Consider the following 17,720-nt stretch of genomic DNA (forward strand, 5'->3'; position numbering starts at 1 on the left):
CGATGCTGCGGCTCGCGCCTCGCGCGGTCCTCGTCGCATTCGCCCTTGGTGCCCTTGCTGGGGCACCGGCGGCTGGACAGGCCCCTCCGGAAGCTCGCATCACCGTCGACACCGTCGTCATCGAGGGCGCCGTGCGCCAGCGTGTCGAGTCGCTCTCGCAGGTGTTCGGCATCCGCAAGGGTGACCGCATCACCTACCGGGAGGTGCGCGACGGCATCAAGGCGCTCTGGTCCACCGAGCAGTTCAAGGACGTTCGCGTCGATGCGGTGGGGGACTCGACCCAACCGGTCACGCTGATCGTGCGGGTCGAGGAGCAGCCCCTGTTGGGGCGCGTGGTCTTCGAGGGTCTCGAGAACGTCAGTCACAGTGAGGTTCGTGACACCACCCACCTCCGACCGGGGCTTCCATACTCGCCCCGGGGTGTGGTCCTCGCGCGTCGTTTCATTCGGGCCGAGCTGGCGTCCAAGGGGATTCCCTTTGCACGTATCGAGGAGCGGACAGCCCCCATGGCCGAGGCCGAAGGCCAGATCGAGCTGGTCTTCGAGGTCGAGGAGGGGCAGCGCGTCACCATCGCCCAGGTGCAGGTGAGCGGGAACAGCCAGGTCAGCACGGGCGACATCGTCGGGGCGATGAGCACCAAGCCCGAAGGATTCTGGTGGTTCCGCTCAGGCGCCTTCGATGAGGCGCGCTTTCGCGAGGATCTCGACACGCACCTGGTGGATCTCTACGAGTCGCGCGGCTTCCTGGACTTCGAGATCCTGAATGACACCGTCATCGTCGACCCCAACACGGGCAAGGCCCGCATCGAGTTGATGGTCGAGGAGGGCCCCCGCTACCAGGTCGCCGAATTCGGGATCGAGGGGAACCGGGTCTTCTCGACGGAACAGCTCGAGGGCTTCTACGCTGAAGACGAAGGTGGGCTGCTCGCCAGCCTCGGGTTCGGAGGGGGCGAGCCGGGCGTGCGCTTCTTCGACCGCGTGGCCTTCCAGGATGCGACGTCCGAGGTGGAGCGCCTCTATCGCAACGAGGGCTACCTCTACGCACAGGTCGATCCGTATCTCGTGCGCAATGAACCCGAAGAGGGTGGTCCACCCAGCGTCTCGGTGGGGTGGGCGATCCGCGAGAACGATCCGGCCTACGTTCGCAAGGTCGAGATCCAGGGGAACGAGAAGACGTACGACCGCGTGGTGCGTGAGCGTCTCTACATGCTTCCGGGAGACGTCTACTCCGAGCAGCGCCTCCTGCAGAGCTACCAGCAGATCTCGTCCCTGGGCTTTTTCGAGACCCCCATGGAGTTTCCGACCATCCAGCCCGATCCGGAGACTGGAGAGGTGGACATCACCTTCCACGTGAAGGAGCGCCAGACCGGGTCGGTCAACTTCGGTACGGCCGTCGGTGGTGGGGTGGGCGTGAGCGGCTTCCTGGGCTACGACGAGCCCAATCTGTTTGGCCAGGGCAAGGAAGGGCACCTGCGCTGGGACTTCGGAAGCCTGATCAACAACTTCACGGTGTCCTACACGGACCCAGCCATCAAGCAGAGCCGGGTGAGCGGCACGCTCTCGCTGTTCAACTCCCGGAACCGCTACTTCCAGTTCTCCACCGGCCGCTACACGAGGCTGGGCGGCTCGGCACAGGTCGGGTTCCCGTTCTTCAACTCGATCCGGACCCGTGCCTTCATGGGCTATTCCTGGGTCAACACCCGCTACGACCTCTTCGAGGGCGTTGACGACACCTCTCTGTTCGGGCGCCCGGACGGAGTGCTCAGCACCTTCACTCTGGGTATCACGCGCAACAACCTCAACCATCCGCTCTTCCCCACGAGCGGCTCTCGCCAGAGCCTGAACAGCGACTTCTCGCTGAGGGTGCTGGGCGGCGACGCTTCGTTCTCCAAGCACCTCGTGGAGACCCAGTGGTACGTGCCGGCCGGGCAGGTCGGGGAAGCCGGAGGCCTCCGTTTCACGGTCGGGCTCAAGGCCCGCCTGGGGGCGATCGTCGGCAACGCTCAGGATTTCCCATTCGAGCGTTTCTGGATGGGCGGTGTACAATTCGGAGAGCAGCTTCGCGGATACGACGAGACATCGGTCACGCCGATCGGTTTCGTCCCCGAGAACTCTGCTTCCGTGCTGGACATCAACCGCCTGGGCGACGCGTTCGCCAGCGTGACAGCGGAGTACGCGGTGCGCTTCAACGACAACCTGTCGCTGTCGCTGTTCTACGATGCGGGGAACGTATGGCGCGATCCCGGTGATATCGATCCCAGCAGCTTCTTCCGAGGCGCGGGTTTCGGCGTCCAGATCGTGACGCCTTTCGGTCCACTCGGATTGGACTACGCCTACGGGTTCGACAAGCCGACCCCGGGCTGGCAGCTGCATTTCAGACTTGGCCCTGGATTCTGAGGAGTCACCTCGTAACTGCGTGGCGGGTGTCAGGGCGGACCGCGAACACGCGTCATGAACGGAGCAGCACAATGAGAGCACTGAGGTATGTGATGGCGGTTCTGGGGGTGTTCGCGGCCACGGCGGCCGCGAGCGCGCAGCAAGTCCCTCGGATCGCGTACATCAACTCGGACAAGATCATCTCCGAGTCGAAGCAGGCGCAGGCAGCCCAGCAGGCCTTCGAGACGGAGGTCGCACGCTACCGCACCGAGGTCAATCAGCTGGGCGAAGCGCTCCAGCGCATGATCACGGAATACGACGCACAGAAGAGCACCATGACTCCCACGGCCCGCACGCAGAAGGAGAACGACATCCGCCTGCGGCAAACCGAGTACGAGACGCGACTCCGTGAGCTCGAGAACCAGGCCACGCAGCGCCGTGCCGCCCTGGTGGAGCCCGTGATGGAGCAGATCAACCAGGTCATCGATGCCATTCGGCGAGAAGGCAACTACGCGTTGATCCTCGATGCCTCATCGACGGCCATCATCGCCGCCGATCCAGCGCTCGACCTGACGGAGGAGGTGCTTCGTCGGCTGAGCGCCAACGGTGACGGGAACGACGCGGACGCATCCTGAGCCCGCTGGCAGTCTTCGATGGCACACGCCCGGCCCGCAGGTCCTCTCGACCTGTGGGCCGGTTCTCGTTCAGGGCGGTGCGTTTCGCCAGCGCCCCGTCCGTTCCACAGCTCGAGCGGAGAGGACGCACGCGATGCCCGCAGGTCATGGTTTGACGCTCGCTGAGGCCGCCCGCCTGGTGGGCGGCCAACTCCACGGTCCACCGGAGCAGACGGTGCGGCGCGTGGCCCCGGTCGGCGAAGCCGGGCCGGAAGATCTCGCCCTGCTGGCTTCGCGCCGCTACCTCCCGCGCTTGCAGGCGTCACAGGCGGGCGCGGTGCTCACGACTGCGGCGCTGGTCGAAGCGTGCGGAGAGCGTCCCTGTATCGTGGTGCCGGACGCACATCGGGCTCTGCGGGTCCTTCTCGAGCGCCTTCATCCCGAGGAGCTGCGGGCGCCCACCATCCACCCGACGGCGGTGCTGGGGCGCGGCGTCCAGCTCGGGAGCGGAGTCACCATCGGCGCCTATGTCGTGGTGGGCGAGGGCGCGCGGATCGAGGATGATGCCACCCTGGCGCCGCATGTGTGTATCGGCGCGCACTGCCGCGTCGGTGCGCGCACCCGGCTGCACCCCCACGTAGTTCTGTACGACGGGACGGAGATCGGCTGCGACGTGATCGTCCATGCCGGAGCGCGCCTCGGTGTTGACGGCTTCGGCTATGTCTTCGAAGGCGGGGAGCATCGAAAGGTCCCCCAGGTCGGCGGCTGTGTGGTGGAGGATCGCGTGGAGATCGGAGCCAACACCTGTGTGGATCGTGGCTCGATCGGCCGCACGGTCATCGGGGCCGGCACGAAGATCGACAACCTGGTGCATGTCGCGCACAACGTTCAGGTGGGGGCCGGCTGCCTCCTGGTGGCGCAGGTGGGAATCGCGGGATCGACGCGACTGGGTCGGGGCGTGGTCCTTGGGGGCCAGGCAGGCCTGATCAACCACCTGGAAATCGGCGATGGGGCGCAGATCGCCGCGCAAGCCGGTGTCATCGGGGACGTTGCCGCCGGAGAGGTGGTGATGGGCTTCCCGGCGCGGCCGCGGCGTGAGTTCCTCCGGGCCCAAGCCGCCTTCAACCGAGCGCATGCGCCGCGCGCCAAGGGGAGACCCGACGCCGACGCCGGGTAAAGCGAGCACCCCGGCCTCGGATCACTGGGAACTCCGGGGCGCCATCGCTAGATTCACTGGATTTGTAGCAGAACCGTAGCGAACTCCTGAATCCAAGAGGCGGTGGATGGGTCAGCCCTCACAACAGACGCTTGGCGGCACCGTGACGCTCGAGGGCGTTGGGGTGCATTCGGGCGAACGGGCGGTGCTCCGCTTCCTCCCCGGCGAGCCGGGGAGCGGCATCCGTTTCGTGCGCGTCGACCTCGACGGGTGCCCGGCCGTGCCGGCCGACCTGGATCATGTGGTCGGCACCGACCTGGGTACGAGCATCGGCGCGGGCGACGTACGCGTCCTCACCGTCGAGCATGTACTGGCGGCCCTGCACGCCCACGGCGTGGACAACGCGGTCCTCGAACTGGCCGGGCCCGAGCCACCCATCCGCGACGGATCGTTCGCCGACTACAGCCGGGCCATTCGCGATGTGGGGATCGTTTCGCAAGCCGAGCCCGCTCGCGTTCTGATGGTCGAGCAGGTCGTCACCGTAGAGGGCACCCAGGGGGAGTCCTATGTCGCGACCCCCTGCGGCGACCTCAAGGTGTCGGCCGCGATCGATTTCGAGCACCCCGCCATCGGGCGTCAGTACGGATCCTTCCCCATCTCTCCGGAATCGTTCGAACGGGAGCTGGCGTCGGCGCGCACCTTCGGGTTTCGGGCCGAAGCGGAGCAGTTGTTGGCTCGCGGGCTCGCCCGCGGGGCGTCTCTGGAGAATACGATCGTCCTCGACGAGGCCGGGGTCATGAACGAGCGCCTCCGGTTTCCGGACGAGTATGTTCGGCACAAGATCGGAGATATCCTGGGCGACCTGGCCTTGCTCGGAAGTCGCATCGAAGGGCACATCGTCGCCGAAAGGCCCAGTCACCGTGGGAACGTGGCGCTCGCTACCGCCCTCCGTGAGCGGGCCCGCAAGGCGCCGGCCGCGCCGGTCGTGGAAGCAGCGCAGATCCTGAATTACCTTCCGCACCGCTATCCCATGCTCCTGGTGGACCGCATCGTCGAGTTCGAAAGCGGCAAGCGGATCGTGGGGCTGAAGAACGTGACGATCAACGAGCCGTTCTTTCAGGGACACTACCCGGGGCACCCGGTCATGCCCGGCGTGCTGATCATCGAGGCCATGGCACAGGTGGGCGGTCTCCTGCTCATGGAGGCGGTGGAGAATCCGGAGAGCAAGGTCGTGTACTTCATGTCACTCGACAACGTGAAGTGGCGACGGCCCGTCATTCCCGGAGACCAGCTCGTGTTCGAGTTGGAGATGGTTCAGTTCCGTCGCCACGTGTGCCGAATGCGCGGCACCGGTTCGGTGGATGGCAACCGTGTCGTCGAGGGAGAGCTGATGGCGATGATCGTGGACCGCGAGAAGGGGGGACCCGATGCGAGCTGAGCTCGAGGTCGACATCCACCCGACCGCCCTGGTCGATCCCTCTGCGGAGCTCGACGTCGGAGTGCAGGTGGGTGCCTACAGCATCGTTGGGCCGAACGTAGAGATCGGAGCCCGCACGTCCATCGCGTCGCACGTTCTGGTGGAGCGGGATACGGTGCTCGGGTCCGAGTGCTCTCTCCATCACGGCGCGGTCCTCGGGAGCGACCCCCAGGACCTCAAATACAAGGCGGAGCCCACGCGCCTGATCGTAGGCGACCGGACCGTGGTGCGGGAGTTCGCGACGCTGAACCGCGGAACCGCGCACAGCAGCGAGACCCGCGTCGGCAGCGACTGCCTGCTGATGGCCTACACGCACGTGGCTCACGACTGCCGCCTGGGCAACCACGTGATCCTCGCCAACGCAGTGCAGATGGCAGGGCACGTCACGATCGAAGACTGGGTGATCGTGGGTGGCGGGTGCGTGATCCACCAGTTCGTGCGCATCGGAGCGCACGCATTCATCGGCGGTGGGTCGCGGGTTCCACAGGATGTGCCGCCGTACTGCCGTTCGGCCGGGAACGATCCGAAGCTCTACGGCCTGAACAGCGTGGGTCTGCAGCGGCGCGGGTTTGCCGAGCCGACGCGTGCTGCGCTCAAGAAGGCCTACCGCATTCTCTTCCATTCCGCCCTGAACGTTTCCCAGGGCCTGGCGCGCATCGAGGAAGAGATTCCCGGCATCCCCGAGGTGGATCATCTGGTTGCGTTCATTCGCGCCAGCGAACGCGGAATCACGATCGGCTGATGACGGCCCCCCCGCTGGCGATGGGTGTCGTCGGGGTCGGTAGCCTCGGCTTCCACCACGCCCGGATCCTGGGCCAGCTCGAGGGCGTGACCCGGGTAGGAGTCTACGACACCGATCGGGCTCGGGCGGCTACGGTGTCCGAGCAACTGGGCGTGCCGGCCTTCGACTCCCTGGAGGAGCTGTTGGCCCGCCTGGACGCGGTGGTGGTGGCGACGCCGACGCACTCCCACGAGTCGGTGGCGTGCGCGGCGTTGGAGCGGGGCGTGCACGTCTTCATCGAGAAGCCGATCGCGCCGAGCCTCGCCTCGGCCGATCGTATTCTGGAAGCGGCGGCCCGCACACAAGCGCAGGTGCAGGTGGGCCACGTTGAGCGATTCAACGCCGCCGTGCTCGCCGCCCAGGAGTACCTGCAGACGCCGCTGTTCATCGAAGTGCATCGTATGGCGCCCTTCGTGCCTCGGAGCACCGATGTGCCCGTGGTGCTGGACTTGATGATCCACGACGTGGATCTGGTGCGAGCCTTTGTCGGTCAGCCGATCGAATCGATCGCGGCGACCGGTGTCCCGGTGATCACAGGTCTCGCAGACATCGCCAATGCCCGCCTCACGTTCGAGGGTGGGGCCGTGGCGAACCTGACGGCGAGTCGCGTTTCCATGGAGCGGATGCGAAAGATCCGCGTGTTCCAGCGTTCGGGCTATCTGAGCCTCGATCTCGCGCGCGGGACGGGCGAGTTCCTACGCCTCCGCGGCGGGCTGCCCGCACTGGAGGGACTCCGGGCTGGGGATCCTGTGCCCGTCTCGGGGGGTCAAGCATGGGAAGCCGCGCTTGCTGCTCTGGTGGAGCGGATTCCCATCGTCGGCGGAGAAGGGGAGCCCCTCAAGCGCGAGCTCGAGAGCTTCCGGGACGTGCTCTCCGGTGGAGGCACGCCGATCGTCTCGGGCCTGGAAGGGCGAGATGCCCTCGCCGTGGCCCTGTCCATCGAGGAGCTGATCCGCAGCCATGTCGCTGATTCGCGTACGGCGTGATCGTAAGCGGGACTGGATCGACGCCAAGAAGAACAAATCCCCGTGGAAGCTGAGCCTGCTCCTGGTGCTCGTGCTGGTGGCCCTCTGGTACCTGTCCCGAGCCTTCTGAGCGACGCAGCGCCCCGAGTCCTGGTCCTGGCGGGCGAGGAGTCCGGAGACCAGCACGGAGCCGCCGTGGTGCGGGCCCTGCAGCGTCTGCAGCCCGGCCTCCGCTTGTGGGGAACGGGTGGGGAGCGGTTGGCGGCGACGGGGCTCAAACGCATCGCCGGACTCGAGGATCTGGCCGTGATGGGGTTCGCCGAGATCCTGGGACGCCTTCGCTTCTTCCGACGACTGGAGCGCACTGTTCGCTCCGCGCTCGACCGAGGCGAGGCCGATCTCGTCCTGGCGGTGGACTACCCGGGCTTCAACCTTCGGGTGGCGCGCTATGCCCGGGAACGGGGCATCCCGGTCCTCTTCTACATCGCTCCCCAGGTCTGGGCCTGGCGGGCCGGGCGGGCGCAGCGTCTGGCCCAGGACGCCTCCACCTTGGCCGTCATCCTCCCCTTCGAGCGGGAGATCTTCGAGCGTGCCGGGGCTGCGGTCGAGTTCGTGGGACACCCCTTGCTGGATCATCCTCCACAGATCGCAGCGCGGGGCGAATTCGCCGCGCAGTACGGACTCGATCCGGAGCGACCCATCCTTGCTCTCTTCCCGGGCTCGCGGCGTCAGGAGATCAAGCGTCATCTGCGACCGTTCCTGGGCGCCGCCCAGCGCTTGCAGGGCGCGTTTCCGGACGCGCAGATCGCGGTCGCCCAGGCCCCCTCGCTCCAGGCGCTGTCGCTGCCGCGGGGTGCGGTCGCAGTCGACGCGAGTCGCGCGCTGCTCGGCCACGCCCACGCCGCGATCGTCAAGTCCGGCACCTCCACGCTGGAGGCGGCATTGGCCGGCACGCCGTTCGTGTGCGCCTACCGTACGCATCCCCTCACATTCGCCGTAGCCAAACGGGTGGTGCAGGTCGAGCACGTCGCGCTGGCCAATCTGGTCGCGGGAACACGAGTGGTGCCGGAGCTGCTACAGGCGGACGTGACGGCCGAGCGCCTCGCACAGGCGCTTGCGCCCGTTTGGAGCGACGACTCCGTGCGCGAGCGCATGCGCACGGGGCTCGCGTCGGTGCGCGAGAGACTCGGTGGCCCGGGCGCCGCCGACCGCGTGGCTCAACTTGCCCTGGCCTTGCTCCGCAGACACGGGCGAGTTGCGTGAAGCCCCCGCGGCGGGAACGCCATTTCCGGTGGGCTGGCCTGCTGGGAAAGGCGGTGCTCGATGTTCTCCTGTTCACCACGCGCTATCGCACCGTCGGCGTGGATCGCGTGGAGCAAGCGCGTGCCGCCGGGCAACCGCTCATGTTCGTCTTCTGGCATGGCCGCCTCCTTCCGTTGGTCTATCTCCACCGGGACGAGGGAGTGGTGGTGCTGGTCAGTGAGCACGACGACGGAGAGTACATTACCCGCATCATCCGCAGGTACGGCTTTGCCACGACCCGGGGCTCCAGCACGCGCGGCGGTGTGCGTGGCCTCAAGGGGCTCATCCGCGCTGGTCGAGCAGGGTCCGATCTGGCCATCACGCCCGACGGCCCCAAGGGGCCCGCCCGCGAGTTCAAGCCGGGTGCGCTGCTGGCAGCACGGGCCTCCGGCCTCCCCGTGGTGCCGGTCGCGGTAGGGGTGTCCCGGTCCTGGCGACTGAAGAGCTGGGACGGATTCGTGATTCCCAAACCGTTCTCGCGCATCCACGTGCACTATGGCGCGCCGGTCTCCGTGGGAGCACAGGCTACCGACGAGGATTTGAGGGGTCTGGCTGCGCAGCTCCAAGCGGAGTTGGCGGCCCTGACGGAGCGCGCGGAGGCAGCGGCCCGAGGGGAGGAGTCGGAGGGCGAGGATGGGTAGCGCGCACGAGTGGGTCCGGCGCTGGTGGGCGGGGAGCGCCGGCGTCGGGTTCCGTGCGGCGGATCTCGCGGCCCTCCCGCTGGAGATGATGTTTCGTCTGCTGGTCGGGCTCCGCGCGCTCGCCTATCGACATGGTTGGCTGCGGTCGACCGGGGCGGAGATTCCGGTCGTCTCGGTCGGAAACCTGAGCGTCGGCGGAACCGGCAAGACACCGGTCGCGGCGTTCTTGGCTCGTCTGCTCCTGCAACGGGGACGCGTTCCCGGCATCGTGCTGAGGGGGTACGGGGAGGACGAGCTGGCCCTGCACCGGCGGTGGTTGCCCGATATCCCGGTGGTGGCGCACCGGGACCGGCGCGAAGGCGTGCGCCAGGCAGCCCGCGCTGGTGCCGACGTGGCCATCCTGGACGACGGGTTTCAACACATGCGCCTGCTTCGCGACGTGGACCTGGTGCTGATCTCTGCCGAACAGCTGCGGGCCGTCCAGAAGGGCCATCTGTTGCCACGGGGACCCCTGCGAGAGCCGCTCGCGGCCCTGGGGAGGGCCAGCGCGGCCGTGTTGACCGCACGGACCGCCGACACGGGAGAACTCCGGTCCCGCATCCGCCAAACGGCTCCGGATCTCCCCATCGTGGAGCTGCGCCTCAGCGGGGGAGCGTGGATCGATCTGACCGGTAGGCCGGCGGGAGCGCCGACCGCTGCCGCCGTCGCGGTTGCCTCGATTGCGCGGCCCGAGGACTTCGAGCGGATGGCGGAAGCGTCCGGCGTCGAGATCACGGACCGGCGCTGGTTCCCCGACCACCACGCCTACACGGACGCGGAGATCTCCGCCATGGAACGCTGGGCGGCCGGGCGCCCGCTCTTGACCACCGAGAAGGACGCCGTGAAGCTGGCGGGCCGCACCGGTGCGGACTGGAGGGTGCTGCCGCTCCGAGTGGACGTGCAGCAGGGAAGGGACGTCCTGGAGGCGCTGTTGACCAAGGTCGCGCGGTGAAGGTGCGTCTGCTGACCGTAGGAGGAATGAAGGGGCCGCCCGCGGACCTGGCCGACGGGTACGTCAAGCGCGCCGCCCACTACTGGACGCTGGACGTGGAAGAGGTGGCGGCCGGTGCTCGCGGTGCGGATCCCTCCGGGGTACGCACTGCCGAGGCCGAACGCCTCCTGCATCGGATCGAGGCCCGCGAGCAGGTTGTGGCGCTGACCCGCACGGGAGAGCCACTCAGCTCGGAGGACCTCGCCCGGTTGCTGGAGGAAGCGGCGCTGCGCTCGACGCCCCGGGTGACCTTCGTGATCGGAGGCGCGTTCGGTCTCGGAGAGGCGCTGCTCGACCGGGCCCAGCAGCACGTGTCGCTGGGCGGCATCACGCTGCCGCACGAGCTCGCGCGGGTCGTGATGTTGGAACAGCTGTACCGAGCCGGTACCATCTCGCGAGGCGAGCCCTACCACAAAGGCGGGACACGACGGTGACACTGGAGCTGCGCATCGATTGGCCGGGAGGGGGGCGCCTGGCCAGCGACTACGTCGCCGGTTCGGCAGACGCCTGTCGCTTCTTCGAGCACCCGTTTCAACGCGCCTCGGCCCTGGAGGACCGCGTCACCGCCCTGGAGGCGTGGTTCGACGCCGACCGTCGGGCCACGTCGGCCCGCATCCTCATGGAGAGCAATCCGGAGGTCCGTGATCGCATCCAGAACTGTATGAAGGCCGGTGGCTTTGTGGTGACCACCGGCCAGCAACCAGGGCTGTTCACGGGCCCCCTCTTTGCCGTACACAAGGCGCTGACCACCATGGCGCTGGCCCGACGTTGGCAAGAGCGCCTGGGGCGCCCCGTCCTCCCCGTCTTCTGGGTGGCCTCGGAAGACCACGACTGGGACGAGGCCAATCATGCGTATCTGCTGGACGCTGCCCAGCGGGTGCGTCGCCTGGACGCGAAACCCCAGAGTGCCCCCGCGGGCCGGCCTCTCTTCCGCGTTCCGCTCGTAGGCGGTGAGCAGATCCAGGGGCTTCTGTCGGAACTCGTTCCCGACAATGGATTTGGCGCCGATTGTTTCGCGCAGATTCGCGACGCCTATCCGCCAGGCGCCACCCTCCCGGACGGCTTCACCGACCTGCTGCGCACGTGGTTGGGCCCCCTGGGGCTCCTTGTGGTGCGAGCGGACCAGCCCACCCTGAAGGAGGCGTCGCTTCCCCTGCTGCGGGCCGAGCTGGAGCGGGCGGCAGTGCACGAAGTGGCCCTGCAAGAGCGGGCCCGCGCGATCACCGCAGCCGGCTACGACGTCCAGGTCCACGTCCTCGAGCGGGGATTGAACCTGTTCATGGAGGGGCCCGCGGGCCGCGAGCGGCTCTACCGCGATGGTGCCCAGCTGCGCCTGCACGGCTCGGAAACCACCGTCGATCAGGCCGACGTGGAGCGGCGCATCGAGGCCGACCCCTCGGTGCTCTCGCCCAACGTCCTCCTGCGGCCCGTGGTGGAGAGCGCCGTCTTCCCGGTGCTGGCCTATGTGGCGGGGCCCGGTGAGATGGCCTACTGGGCACAACTGCAACCGCTGTTCGCCGATCTCGGCGTCCCCATGCCCATCGTCCACCCGAGGCTCGGGGTCACGGTGGTCGAGCCCAAGATCCGCTCGCTGCTGGACCAGACCGGCGTGCAGATCCCCGACCTGGCGGTGGCCGAGCACGTGCTGACCACGAGGCTCGCTCGTGAGGCGCTGCCCAAAGCCGCACAGGAAGCGCTCGCTCTGCTGCGGGGCCAGATCGAGGGGGGCAGTGCGTCGCTCTACGACGCGGTACGGGATATCGACCCGACGCTGGAGGGACCCGTGTCGACGGCGCGCAACCAGGCCCTGCGGGCTCTGGAGAAGGCCGAGACGAAAGTGCTCAAGGCGATCAAGCGTTCCGACCAGATCCGGTTCGACCGGATCGAGCGCGCCCGTCATCATCTCATGCCGCTGGGCAAGCCACAGGAACGGGTGCTGAACGTGCTGCAGTATCTCGCCCGCTACGGTACGGAGTTCCTGACGGAGCTCCTCGAGCAGTGCGAACGCGCGTTGAGCGTCGAGCGCGTGGCCGGCGGATCCCAGGCCCGGTAGGTTGCCGTCATGTTCATCCAGTTGGCAGTGTTGCTGCTCATCCTGATCCCGATCCTCGCGGTCGTCCTCGACTCACCCTTCGGGAAGGCCATTGCCGCGCGCCTGGAGGGTCGTTCCCTGCGCGCCGGCGAGGAACCGGCCCCCGACCGCCTGCTTCAGCTCGAAGGCGAAGTCGAGCGTCTGTCCGGCGAGGTGCAGCGCTTGAGCGAGGAGAGTGACTTCCTGCACAAGCTGCTGGAAGAGCGGCCCCGCGCCCCGGAGCTGCCTCCCGGCCGAAGCGAGGAGACCTCCTGAAGCGAGCGTCGGGAAAGGGAGGAAGGGCGGCGCTCTGGGTCGCTGTCGGGATCCTCCTCAGCCGCATCTCGGGGCTCATCCGGCAGATCGTCTTCGCCCGCTACTTCGGGACCACCGCGTTGGCCGACGCGTGGACGGCTGCCCTCAAGGTCCCGAACGTGATCCAGAACCTGCTGGGCGAAGGCAGCCTGAGCGCGTCCTTCATTCCCGCCTACGCAGAGTTGGAACACGAGGGGCGGACCGACGATGCCCGTCGCTTGGCGGGTGCGGTGCTCGGGTTGCTGCTGGCCGTGGCCGGGGCTCTGGCCCTGCTCGGTGTGATGCTGGCCCCCCTCGTGGTCGATCTGGTCGCCTTCGGGATGAGCGGCGAGCGACGCGACGCCACCGTCGGACTGGTGCGGGTACTGTTCCCGATGATGGGGTTCCTCGTCCTGTCCGCCTGGGCACTCGGGGTGCTGAACTCCCACCGCCGCTTCCTGCTCTCCTACGCGGCGCCGGTGCTCTGGAATCTGTGCATCGTCGGCGGCTTGTTGCTGGGCGCCCAGGTGCTCGCGCTGGAGGGGCGCGCACTCCTGATGCTCATGGGGTGGGGCGCGCTGGCGGGAGGAGTGCTGCAGTTCCTGGTGCAACTCCCTCTGGTGGTCCGGCTGTTGGGCGGCGTGCGCCCGTCTCTGGATACCGAAGCTCCGGGTGTGCGCGACGCCGTGCGCAACTTCGTTCCGGTGGTGGGCGCGCGCGGCCTGGAGAGCTTGAGCGGACTCCTGCGGGAGGTGACGCTCGCTTCGCTGTTGGCGGAAGGAGCGCTCTCGGTGCTGGGGTTCGTGCAGACGCTGCACGTGCTTCCGATCTCGTTGTTCGGATTGGCGGTGGCCGCCGCCGAGCTCCCCGAGCTCGCCCGCGAGCGTTCGGACGAGGCCCGCATCGCGGCCCGCGTTCGCACCGGCCTGGCGCGCGTGCAGTTCTGGGTGGTGCCCACGGTGGTCGGATACGTCCTGTTCGGGCAGCGCGTCGCGACCCTCCTGTTCCTGGGCGGCCGGTTCGGCGCGACGGATGCGCGCGTCACGGGGCTCACCCTGGCCGCGTTCGCGCTGGGACTGCTGGCGTCGGCCAGCAGCCGCATGCTGGCCAATGCCTTCTATGGGCTTCGTGACACGGGGACACCGGCGCGCATCGCCTCCGTCCGGATCGTGATCTCGCTGTTGGTCGGTGGCCTCCTCATGGTGCCCCTGGACCGCATCGCCGTCGGGGACCGCTTCCTGGGGGCAGCGGGGCTGGGCCTGGGTTCCGCCGTCGCCGCCTGGATCGAATACGGCACGCTGCGCGTCCGCCTGCGGGGCCGCATCGGCACCCACGGACCCGGACTGGCCGAGGCGGCCAAGGTCTGGTCCTCGGCGCTGGCTTCCGCGGCACTCGCGTACGGAGTGGACCGCGCCTTGGTGGGTGTGCCCGGGCGCCCGCAGGCGCTCGGAACGCTCGCGGTCTTCGGTGTAGCATATCTGGCGCTCACGCGCCTCCTGGGGACCACCGTTCGGCCCCGTCTCCGCTAGAAAAGCCCTGCCCGGTCGCCGTCATGGAAGCACCGCCCGGACTCACACCGGAGCGCATCAGCCGTCTCCCCACGGGGCCCGGCGTCTACCTCTTCAAGGGGGTGGACGGAGAGGTCCTGTACGTGGGCAAGGCCAAGGCGCTGCGCAACCGCGTGCGCAGCTACCTGAGGCCCGACCTGCAACAGGGCCTCAAGACCGTGAAGCTGGTCCGCCGTGCACGAGACGTCGAGACCATCGTGGTGGGATCGGAAGCCGAGGCCTTGATCCTCGAGGCCAACCTCATCAAGTCCCACCGCCCGCGCTTCAACATCCAGCTGCGCGACGACAAGAGCTATCCGTACATCAAGGTCACGGTGAAGGAGCCCTTCCCGCGCGTGTACGTCACACGACGTACGGCCAACGACGGGTCCCGCTACTTCGGTCCCTACACGTCGGTGGGTTTCGTGCGCCGGGCCTTGGAGGTCGTCAAGCGTCAGTACACGGTCCGTTCCTGCCGCTACGACCTGCCACGGGAGTCGCCCTCGCGCCCGTGCCTGGACTTCCACATCGGTCGCTGCCGCGCGCCCTGCGTGGGACTGCAGTCCGAGTCGGACTACCGCGAGATGATCGACGAGATCCTGCGCCTGCTGGAAGGGGACACGGAAGGCGTGCGACGCCTGGTGGAGCAGCGCATGAAGGGCGCCGCCGATCGCTTGGACTTCGAAGCAGCCGCCCGCCACCGCGACGTTCTGGTGGGACTGGATGCACTGGCTCGGGAGCAGCGTGTCGACTCCCTCGGGGGAGCGGACTCCGACGTCTTCGGCCTGGCCCGCGACGGCAGCGTGGCCACGGGGGTAGTGCTGCGCGTACGCCGCGGGCGCTTGTTGGGCCGCGACCTGCAGCGCTTCGAAGACCTCGACGGCGAGAGCGACCGGGAACTGGTCCAGTCGTTCGCCGCGCGCCACTACCTCGGACGCGGCCAGCTCGGCCTGCAGGACCTTCCGGCCGAGGTGCTGCTACCGCAGGGGTTCGACGACGCGGATGTGCTCGCGAGCGTGTTGGCCGAGGCGGCGGGCCGGTCCGTGAGGCTGAAGATTCCGGAGCGCGGGTCCAAGCGACGTCTGGTCGATCTCGCAGGCGAGAACGCGCGGCACGCTCTGGAAGACCGGGTGTTGGCGGCTAGCGACGGGCTGGATCGGGCCGACCGGACGCTCTATGACCTGCAAGCCGCCCTGGAGCTCAAGATCGTCCCACGCCTCATCGTGTGCTTCGACATCTCGCACCTGCAGGGGAGCGACACGGTGGGAAGCGCGGTGGTCTTCGAGAACGGTGCGCCCAAGAAATCGGACTACCGCCGCATGCGTATCCGGGGAGAATGGGGCAACGATGATTTCCGCTCGATGGAGGAGACCGTGGGCCGCTGGTTCCGGCGGCGCCAGGAGGAAGGGCGCCCGCTGCCCGACCTGGCCTTGATCGACGGCGGGAAGGGGCAGCTGGGGGCGGCGCGGCAGGCGCTGACGGACCTGGGTCTGGACGATCTGGCGGTGGCGGCGCTGGCCAAGCGGGAGGAGGAGGTGTTCCTGCCCGGCCGGTCGGACCCGGTCCGGCTCGACCCCCGGCAGCGCTCGCTCCACCTGCTGCAGCGGGTCCGGAACGAAGCGCATCGCTTTGCGGTCTCATACAACCGGAAGCTGCGGACCCGGAGGACCCTCACCAGCGAGCTGGAGGAGATCCCGGGGATCGGGGCTCGGCGGCGGCAGGCCCTCCTGGAGCGCTTCGGCTCCGTGCGCGCCCTGAAGGGCGCCTCCGAGGAGGAGATCGCTCGCGTGCCGGGGATGAGCAAGGCCCTGGCCTCGCGGATCCTGACGTGGCTGGCCCGTTGATCCCCGCTGGAGTTTGACCATGGGCTGGGGCCAGTTCTAACTTTTCTTGCTTCGCCCGGACCGAACGAGCGGCCGGGTTCGACACGGATGGCTGGGGACCGCGCGGCGCCGGCAGGCGTCGCTTCGGAGGCTCGATGGCTTCGAGTCGCGTCCCTGATTACGCACGACAGGAGGCACTCGGAATGAGGTTCCGGTTCAAGTTGGGGACGCTGGCCGTGGCGGCGTCGATGGCCGCGTGTGCGTCAGGTGGCGGTGGTGGCGGATCCGCCCCGCAGCCGGTGGAAGGCATGGCCGAGGGCACGCGCCCCTCGGAGAATGGCGCCACGCAGCAGTCGCAGCTCTTTCTGCTCCAGGCCTCGGGACAGGAGGGCGCGGAGGCACAGGCCCGGTACCAGGATGCCCTGACCTCCGCGATGTCCAGCATCACCTCCGAGCCCGGCAACCCGCTCGGGTACTACCTGGCCGGGCAGGCCATGGTGGGGCTCCACGACTTCGTCGGGGCGGACACCATGCTCAGCAAGGCCGAGGACATCTACCCGGCCTACACGTTGGAGACGCCCGCCATCCGCGAGGGTGCCTGGGTGGAGATGTACAACGAAGGCATCGGCCTGCTGCAGGCCGGGGATCGCACCGGTGCGCTCGACCGTTTCGAGGGCGCCGGCACGATCTACACGGGGCGGCCGGAGGCGCTGCTGCAGGTGGGTTCGGTCGCCTCGCAGCTCGGTGACAACGCCAGGGCAGCGGAGGGCTTCAAGGCCTGCCTGGAAGTGGTCCAGGGAGCGGGCTACGCCGAGCAGACTCCGGAGACGCAAGCCGATTGGAAGGAGTGGGAGGAGATCTGCGCGCTGAACATGGCGCAGTCCTACCGTCTCGCCGAGAACTACCGCGCGGCTGCGGACGCCTACCAGGCCTACCTCCGGGTATCTCCCGGCAACGTCAATGCGCTGACGCAGTTGGCCAACGCGCTCAACGAGTTGTCGATGTCGGATTCCTCCACGGCCATCTACGAGTCGCTGCTGGCGCGCACGGACCTTGACGCCCGCGAGGAGTTCATCGTCGGCATCGGTCTCTATCAGCTCGAGGACTTCGGCCGCGCTTCACGCGCCTTCGCCAAGTCGGTGGAGCGGAATCCCAAGAGCCGGGACGCCGCCTACAACTGGGCTCAGACGCTGTTCCTGGCGGAGTCCTACGAGGACCTGCCGCGCGCTGCGCGCCACTTGCGTGAGTTGGATCCGCAGAACTCCAACGCCTACCGCCTGCTCGCCCAGGGGCTCCTCCAGACGGAGAGCTCCGAGGTGGCCATGGAGGTCATGGGCGAGATGGAGAAGCTCACCTTCGAGGTGGTCGACCCGCTCTTCCAGCCGGTGTCGGGTGGTGGCGCCCAGCTCGATGGGGACGTGCAGAACAACTCGTTGGCCCCGGGCACCACGATCACGCTGCGCTTCCACTTCACGACCGTCGACGGCATGGATGCCGGCACGCAGGACGTGACCGTGAGCGCCCCCGCCGCAGAGGCCACCACTGGCTTCTCGGCCCGCTTCGACTCCGACCAGTCCGTGATCGGCTACTGGTACGAGGTCGTCGCGCCGTAACGCAGTCCGCTTCGGATGAGGAAGGCCGGGG

General features: G+C 68.2%; 16 protein-coding genes. All 16 read left to right on the forward strand.

Annotated elements, in window-relative coordinates; translation table 11 throughout:
* The first annotated feature begins 2 nt into the window (after positions 1 to 2).
* The 16 genes from bamA to R3E10_02645 all read left to right on the forward strand — a co-directional run bounded on the left by bamA (position 3) and on the right by R3E10_02645 (position 17,689).
* Positions 3 to 2,396 carry an outer membrane protein assembly factor BamA gene (gene bamA / locus R3E10_02570; GenBank protein ID MEZ4414610.1) on the forward strand — a complete coding sequence of 798 codons (2,394 nt, stop codon included), beginning with the start codon at positions 3 to 5 and terminating at the stop codon, positions 2,394 to 2,396.
* 71 nt (positions 2,397 to 2,467) lie between these two features.
* Entirely contained in the window at positions 2,468 to 3,010 is a 543-nt protein-coding gene (locus tag R3E10_02575; protein MEZ4414611.1) for an OmpH family outer membrane protein, read from the forward strand.
* A 133-nt stretch (positions 3,011 to 3,143) separates the two neighbouring features.
* Positions 3,144 to 4,166, forward strand: a complete 1,023-nt coding sequence (gene lpxD, locus R3E10_02580) for a UDP-3-O-(3-hydroxymyristoyl)glucosamine N-acyltransferase (GenBank protein MEZ4414612.1) — start codon at positions 3,144 to 3,146, stop codon at positions 4,164 to 4,166.
* Between the two features lie 106 nt (positions 4,167 to 4,272).
* Complete coding sequence (locus tag R3E10_02585; protein ID MEZ4414613.1) at positions 4,273 to 5,583, forward strand: bifunctional UDP-3-O-[3-hydroxymyristoyl] N-acetylglucosamine deacetylase/3-hydroxyacyl-ACP dehydratase; 1,311 nt, start codon at positions 4,273 to 4,275, stop codon at positions 5,581 to 5,583.
* On the forward strand, positions 5,573 to 6,364 hold the full coding sequence (lpxA, locus tag R3E10_02590) for an acyl-ACP--UDP-N-acetylglucosamine O-acyltransferase (GenBank protein MEZ4414614.1): 792 nt from the start codon (positions 5,573 to 5,575) through the stop codon (positions 6,362 to 6,364). Before R3E10_02585 ends, lpxA begins: the two co-directional genes overlap by 11 nt.
* Positions 6,364 to 7,389 (forward strand): Gfo/Idh/MocA family oxidoreductase, encoded by a 1,026-nt coding sequence (locus tag R3E10_02595; protein ID MEZ4414615.1) that lies wholly within the window; start codon positions 6,364 to 6,366, stop codon positions 7,387 to 7,389. Before lpxA ends, R3E10_02595 begins: the two co-directional genes overlap by 1 nt.
* Positions 7,364 to 7,498 carry a hypothetical protein gene (locus tag R3E10_02600; GenBank protein MEZ4414616.1) on the forward strand — a complete coding sequence of 45 codons (135 nt, stop codon included), beginning with the start codon at positions 7,364 to 7,366 and terminating at the stop codon, positions 7,496 to 7,498. Before R3E10_02595 ends, R3E10_02600 begins: the two co-directional genes overlap by 26 nt.
* Before the next feature lie 65 nt (positions 7,499 to 7,563).
* On the forward strand, positions 7,564 to 8,631 hold the full coding sequence (gene lpxB / locus R3E10_02605; GenBank protein ID MEZ4414617.1) for a lipid-A-disaccharide synthase: 1,068 nt from the start codon (positions 7,564 to 7,566) through the stop codon (positions 8,629 to 8,631).
* A gap of 53 nt (positions 8,632 to 8,684) precedes the next feature.
* Positions 8,685 to 9,311 (forward strand): lysophospholipid acyltransferase family protein, encoded by a 627-nt coding sequence (locus tag R3E10_02610; protein ID MEZ4414618.1) that lies wholly within the window; start codon positions 8,685 to 8,687, stop codon positions 9,309 to 9,311.
* The gene (lpxK, locus tag R3E10_02615) at positions 9,304 to 10,302 is read left to right on the forward strand and encodes a tetraacyldisaccharide 4'-kinase (protein MEZ4414619.1); all 999 of its coding nucleotides are present in this window, start codon (positions 9,304 to 9,306) and stop codon (positions 10,300 to 10,302) included. The genes R3E10_02610 and lpxK overlap by 8 nt, the downstream gene beginning before the upstream one ends.
* A 2-nt stretch (positions 10,303 to 10,304) precedes the next feature.
* A complete protein-coding gene (locus tag R3E10_02620; GenBank protein ID MEZ4414620.1) occupies positions 10,305 to 10,775 on the forward strand; it encodes a 23S rRNA (pseudouridine(1915)-N(3))-methyltransferase RlmH in 471 nt (156 codons plus the stop codon).
* Entirely contained in the window at positions 10,772 to 12,394 is a 1,623-nt protein-coding gene (gene bshC, locus R3E10_02625; GenBank protein ID MEZ4414621.1) for a bacillithiol biosynthesis cysteine-adding enzyme BshC, read from the forward strand. The genes R3E10_02620 and bshC overlap by 4 nt, the downstream gene beginning before the upstream one ends.
* Before the next feature lie 9 nt (positions 12,395 to 12,403).
* Positions 12,404 to 12,688: a hypothetical protein gene (locus tag R3E10_02630; protein ID MEZ4414622.1), complete on the forward strand. Its 285-nt coding sequence runs from the start codon at positions 12,404 to 12,406 to the stop codon at positions 12,686 to 12,688.
* Complete coding sequence (gene murJ / locus R3E10_02635) at positions 12,685 to 14,235, forward strand: murein biosynthesis integral membrane protein MurJ (protein MEZ4414623.1); 1,551 nt, start codon at positions 12,685 to 12,687, stop codon at positions 14,233 to 14,235. Before R3E10_02630 ends, murJ begins: the two co-directional genes overlap by 4 nt.
* Positions 14,236 to 14,258: 23 nt before the next feature.
* Positions 14,259 to 16,097 (forward strand): excinuclease ABC subunit UvrC, encoded by a 1,839-nt coding sequence (uvrC, locus tag R3E10_02640; GenBank protein MEZ4414624.1) that lies wholly within the window; start codon positions 14,259 to 14,261, stop codon positions 16,095 to 16,097.
* A 182-nt stretch (positions 16,098 to 16,279) separates the two neighbouring features.
* Positions 16,280 to 17,689 carry a hypothetical protein gene (locus R3E10_02645; GenBank protein MEZ4414625.1) on the forward strand — a complete coding sequence of 470 codons (1,410 nt, stop codon included), beginning with the start codon at positions 16,280 to 16,282 and terminating at the stop codon, positions 17,687 to 17,689.
* Positions 17,690 to 17,720 lie beyond the last annotated feature (31 nt).

Source organism: Gemmatimonadota bacterium (assembly GCA_041390105.1).
Lineage (GTDB): Bacteria > Gemmatimonadota > Gemmatimonadetes > Longimicrobiales > Gaopeijiaceae > JAGQIF01.

What these genes read in the sequence shown, in the direction of transcription:
- R3E10_02600 (MEZ4414616.1), top strand. Translation starts at nt 7,364, where the DNA reads ATGTCGCTGATTCGCGTACGGCGTGATCGTAAGCGGGACTGGATCGAC.
- R3E10_02595 (MEZ4414615.1), top strand. Translation starts at nt 6,364, where the DNA reads ATGACGGCCCCCCCGCTGGCGATGGGTGTCGTCGGGGTCGGTAGCCTC.
- R3E10_02630 (MEZ4414622.1), top strand. Translation starts at nt 12,404, where the DNA reads ATGTTCATCCAGTTGGCAGTGTTGCTGCTCATCCTGATCCCGATCCTC.
- R3E10_02575 (MEZ4414611.1), top strand. Translation starts at nt 2,468, where the DNA reads ATGAGAGCACTGAGGTATGTGATGGCGGTTCTGGGGGTGTTCGCGGCC.
- R3E10_02585 (MEZ4414613.1), top strand. Translation starts at nt 4,273, where the DNA reads ATGGGTCAGCCCTCACAACAGACGCTTGGCGGCACCGTGACGCTCGAG.
- R3E10_02645 (MEZ4414625.1), top strand. Translation starts at nt 16,280, where the DNA reads ATGAGGTTCCGGTTCAAGTTGGGGACGCTGGCCGTGGCGGCGTCGATG.
- lpxA (MEZ4414614.1), top strand. Translation starts at nt 5,573, where the DNA reads ATGCGAGCTGAGCTCGAGGTCGACATCCACCCGACCGCCCTGGTCGAT.
- lpxD (MEZ4414612.1), top strand. Translation starts at nt 3,144, where the DNA reads ATGCCCGCAGGTCATGGTTTGACGCTCGCTGAGGCCGCCCGCCTGGTG.
- uvrC (MEZ4414624.1), top strand. Translation starts at nt 14,259, where the DNA reads ATGGAAGCACCGCCCGGACTCACACCGGAGCGCATCAGCCGTCTCCCC.
- lpxK (MEZ4414619.1), top strand. Translation starts at nt 9,304, where the DNA reads ATGGGTAGCGCGCACGAGTGGGTCCGGCGCTGGTGGGCGGGGAGCGCC.
- bamA (MEZ4414610.1), top strand. Translation starts at nt 3, where the DNA reads ATGCTGCGGCTCGCGCCTCGCGCGGTCCTCGTCGCATTCGCCCTTGGT.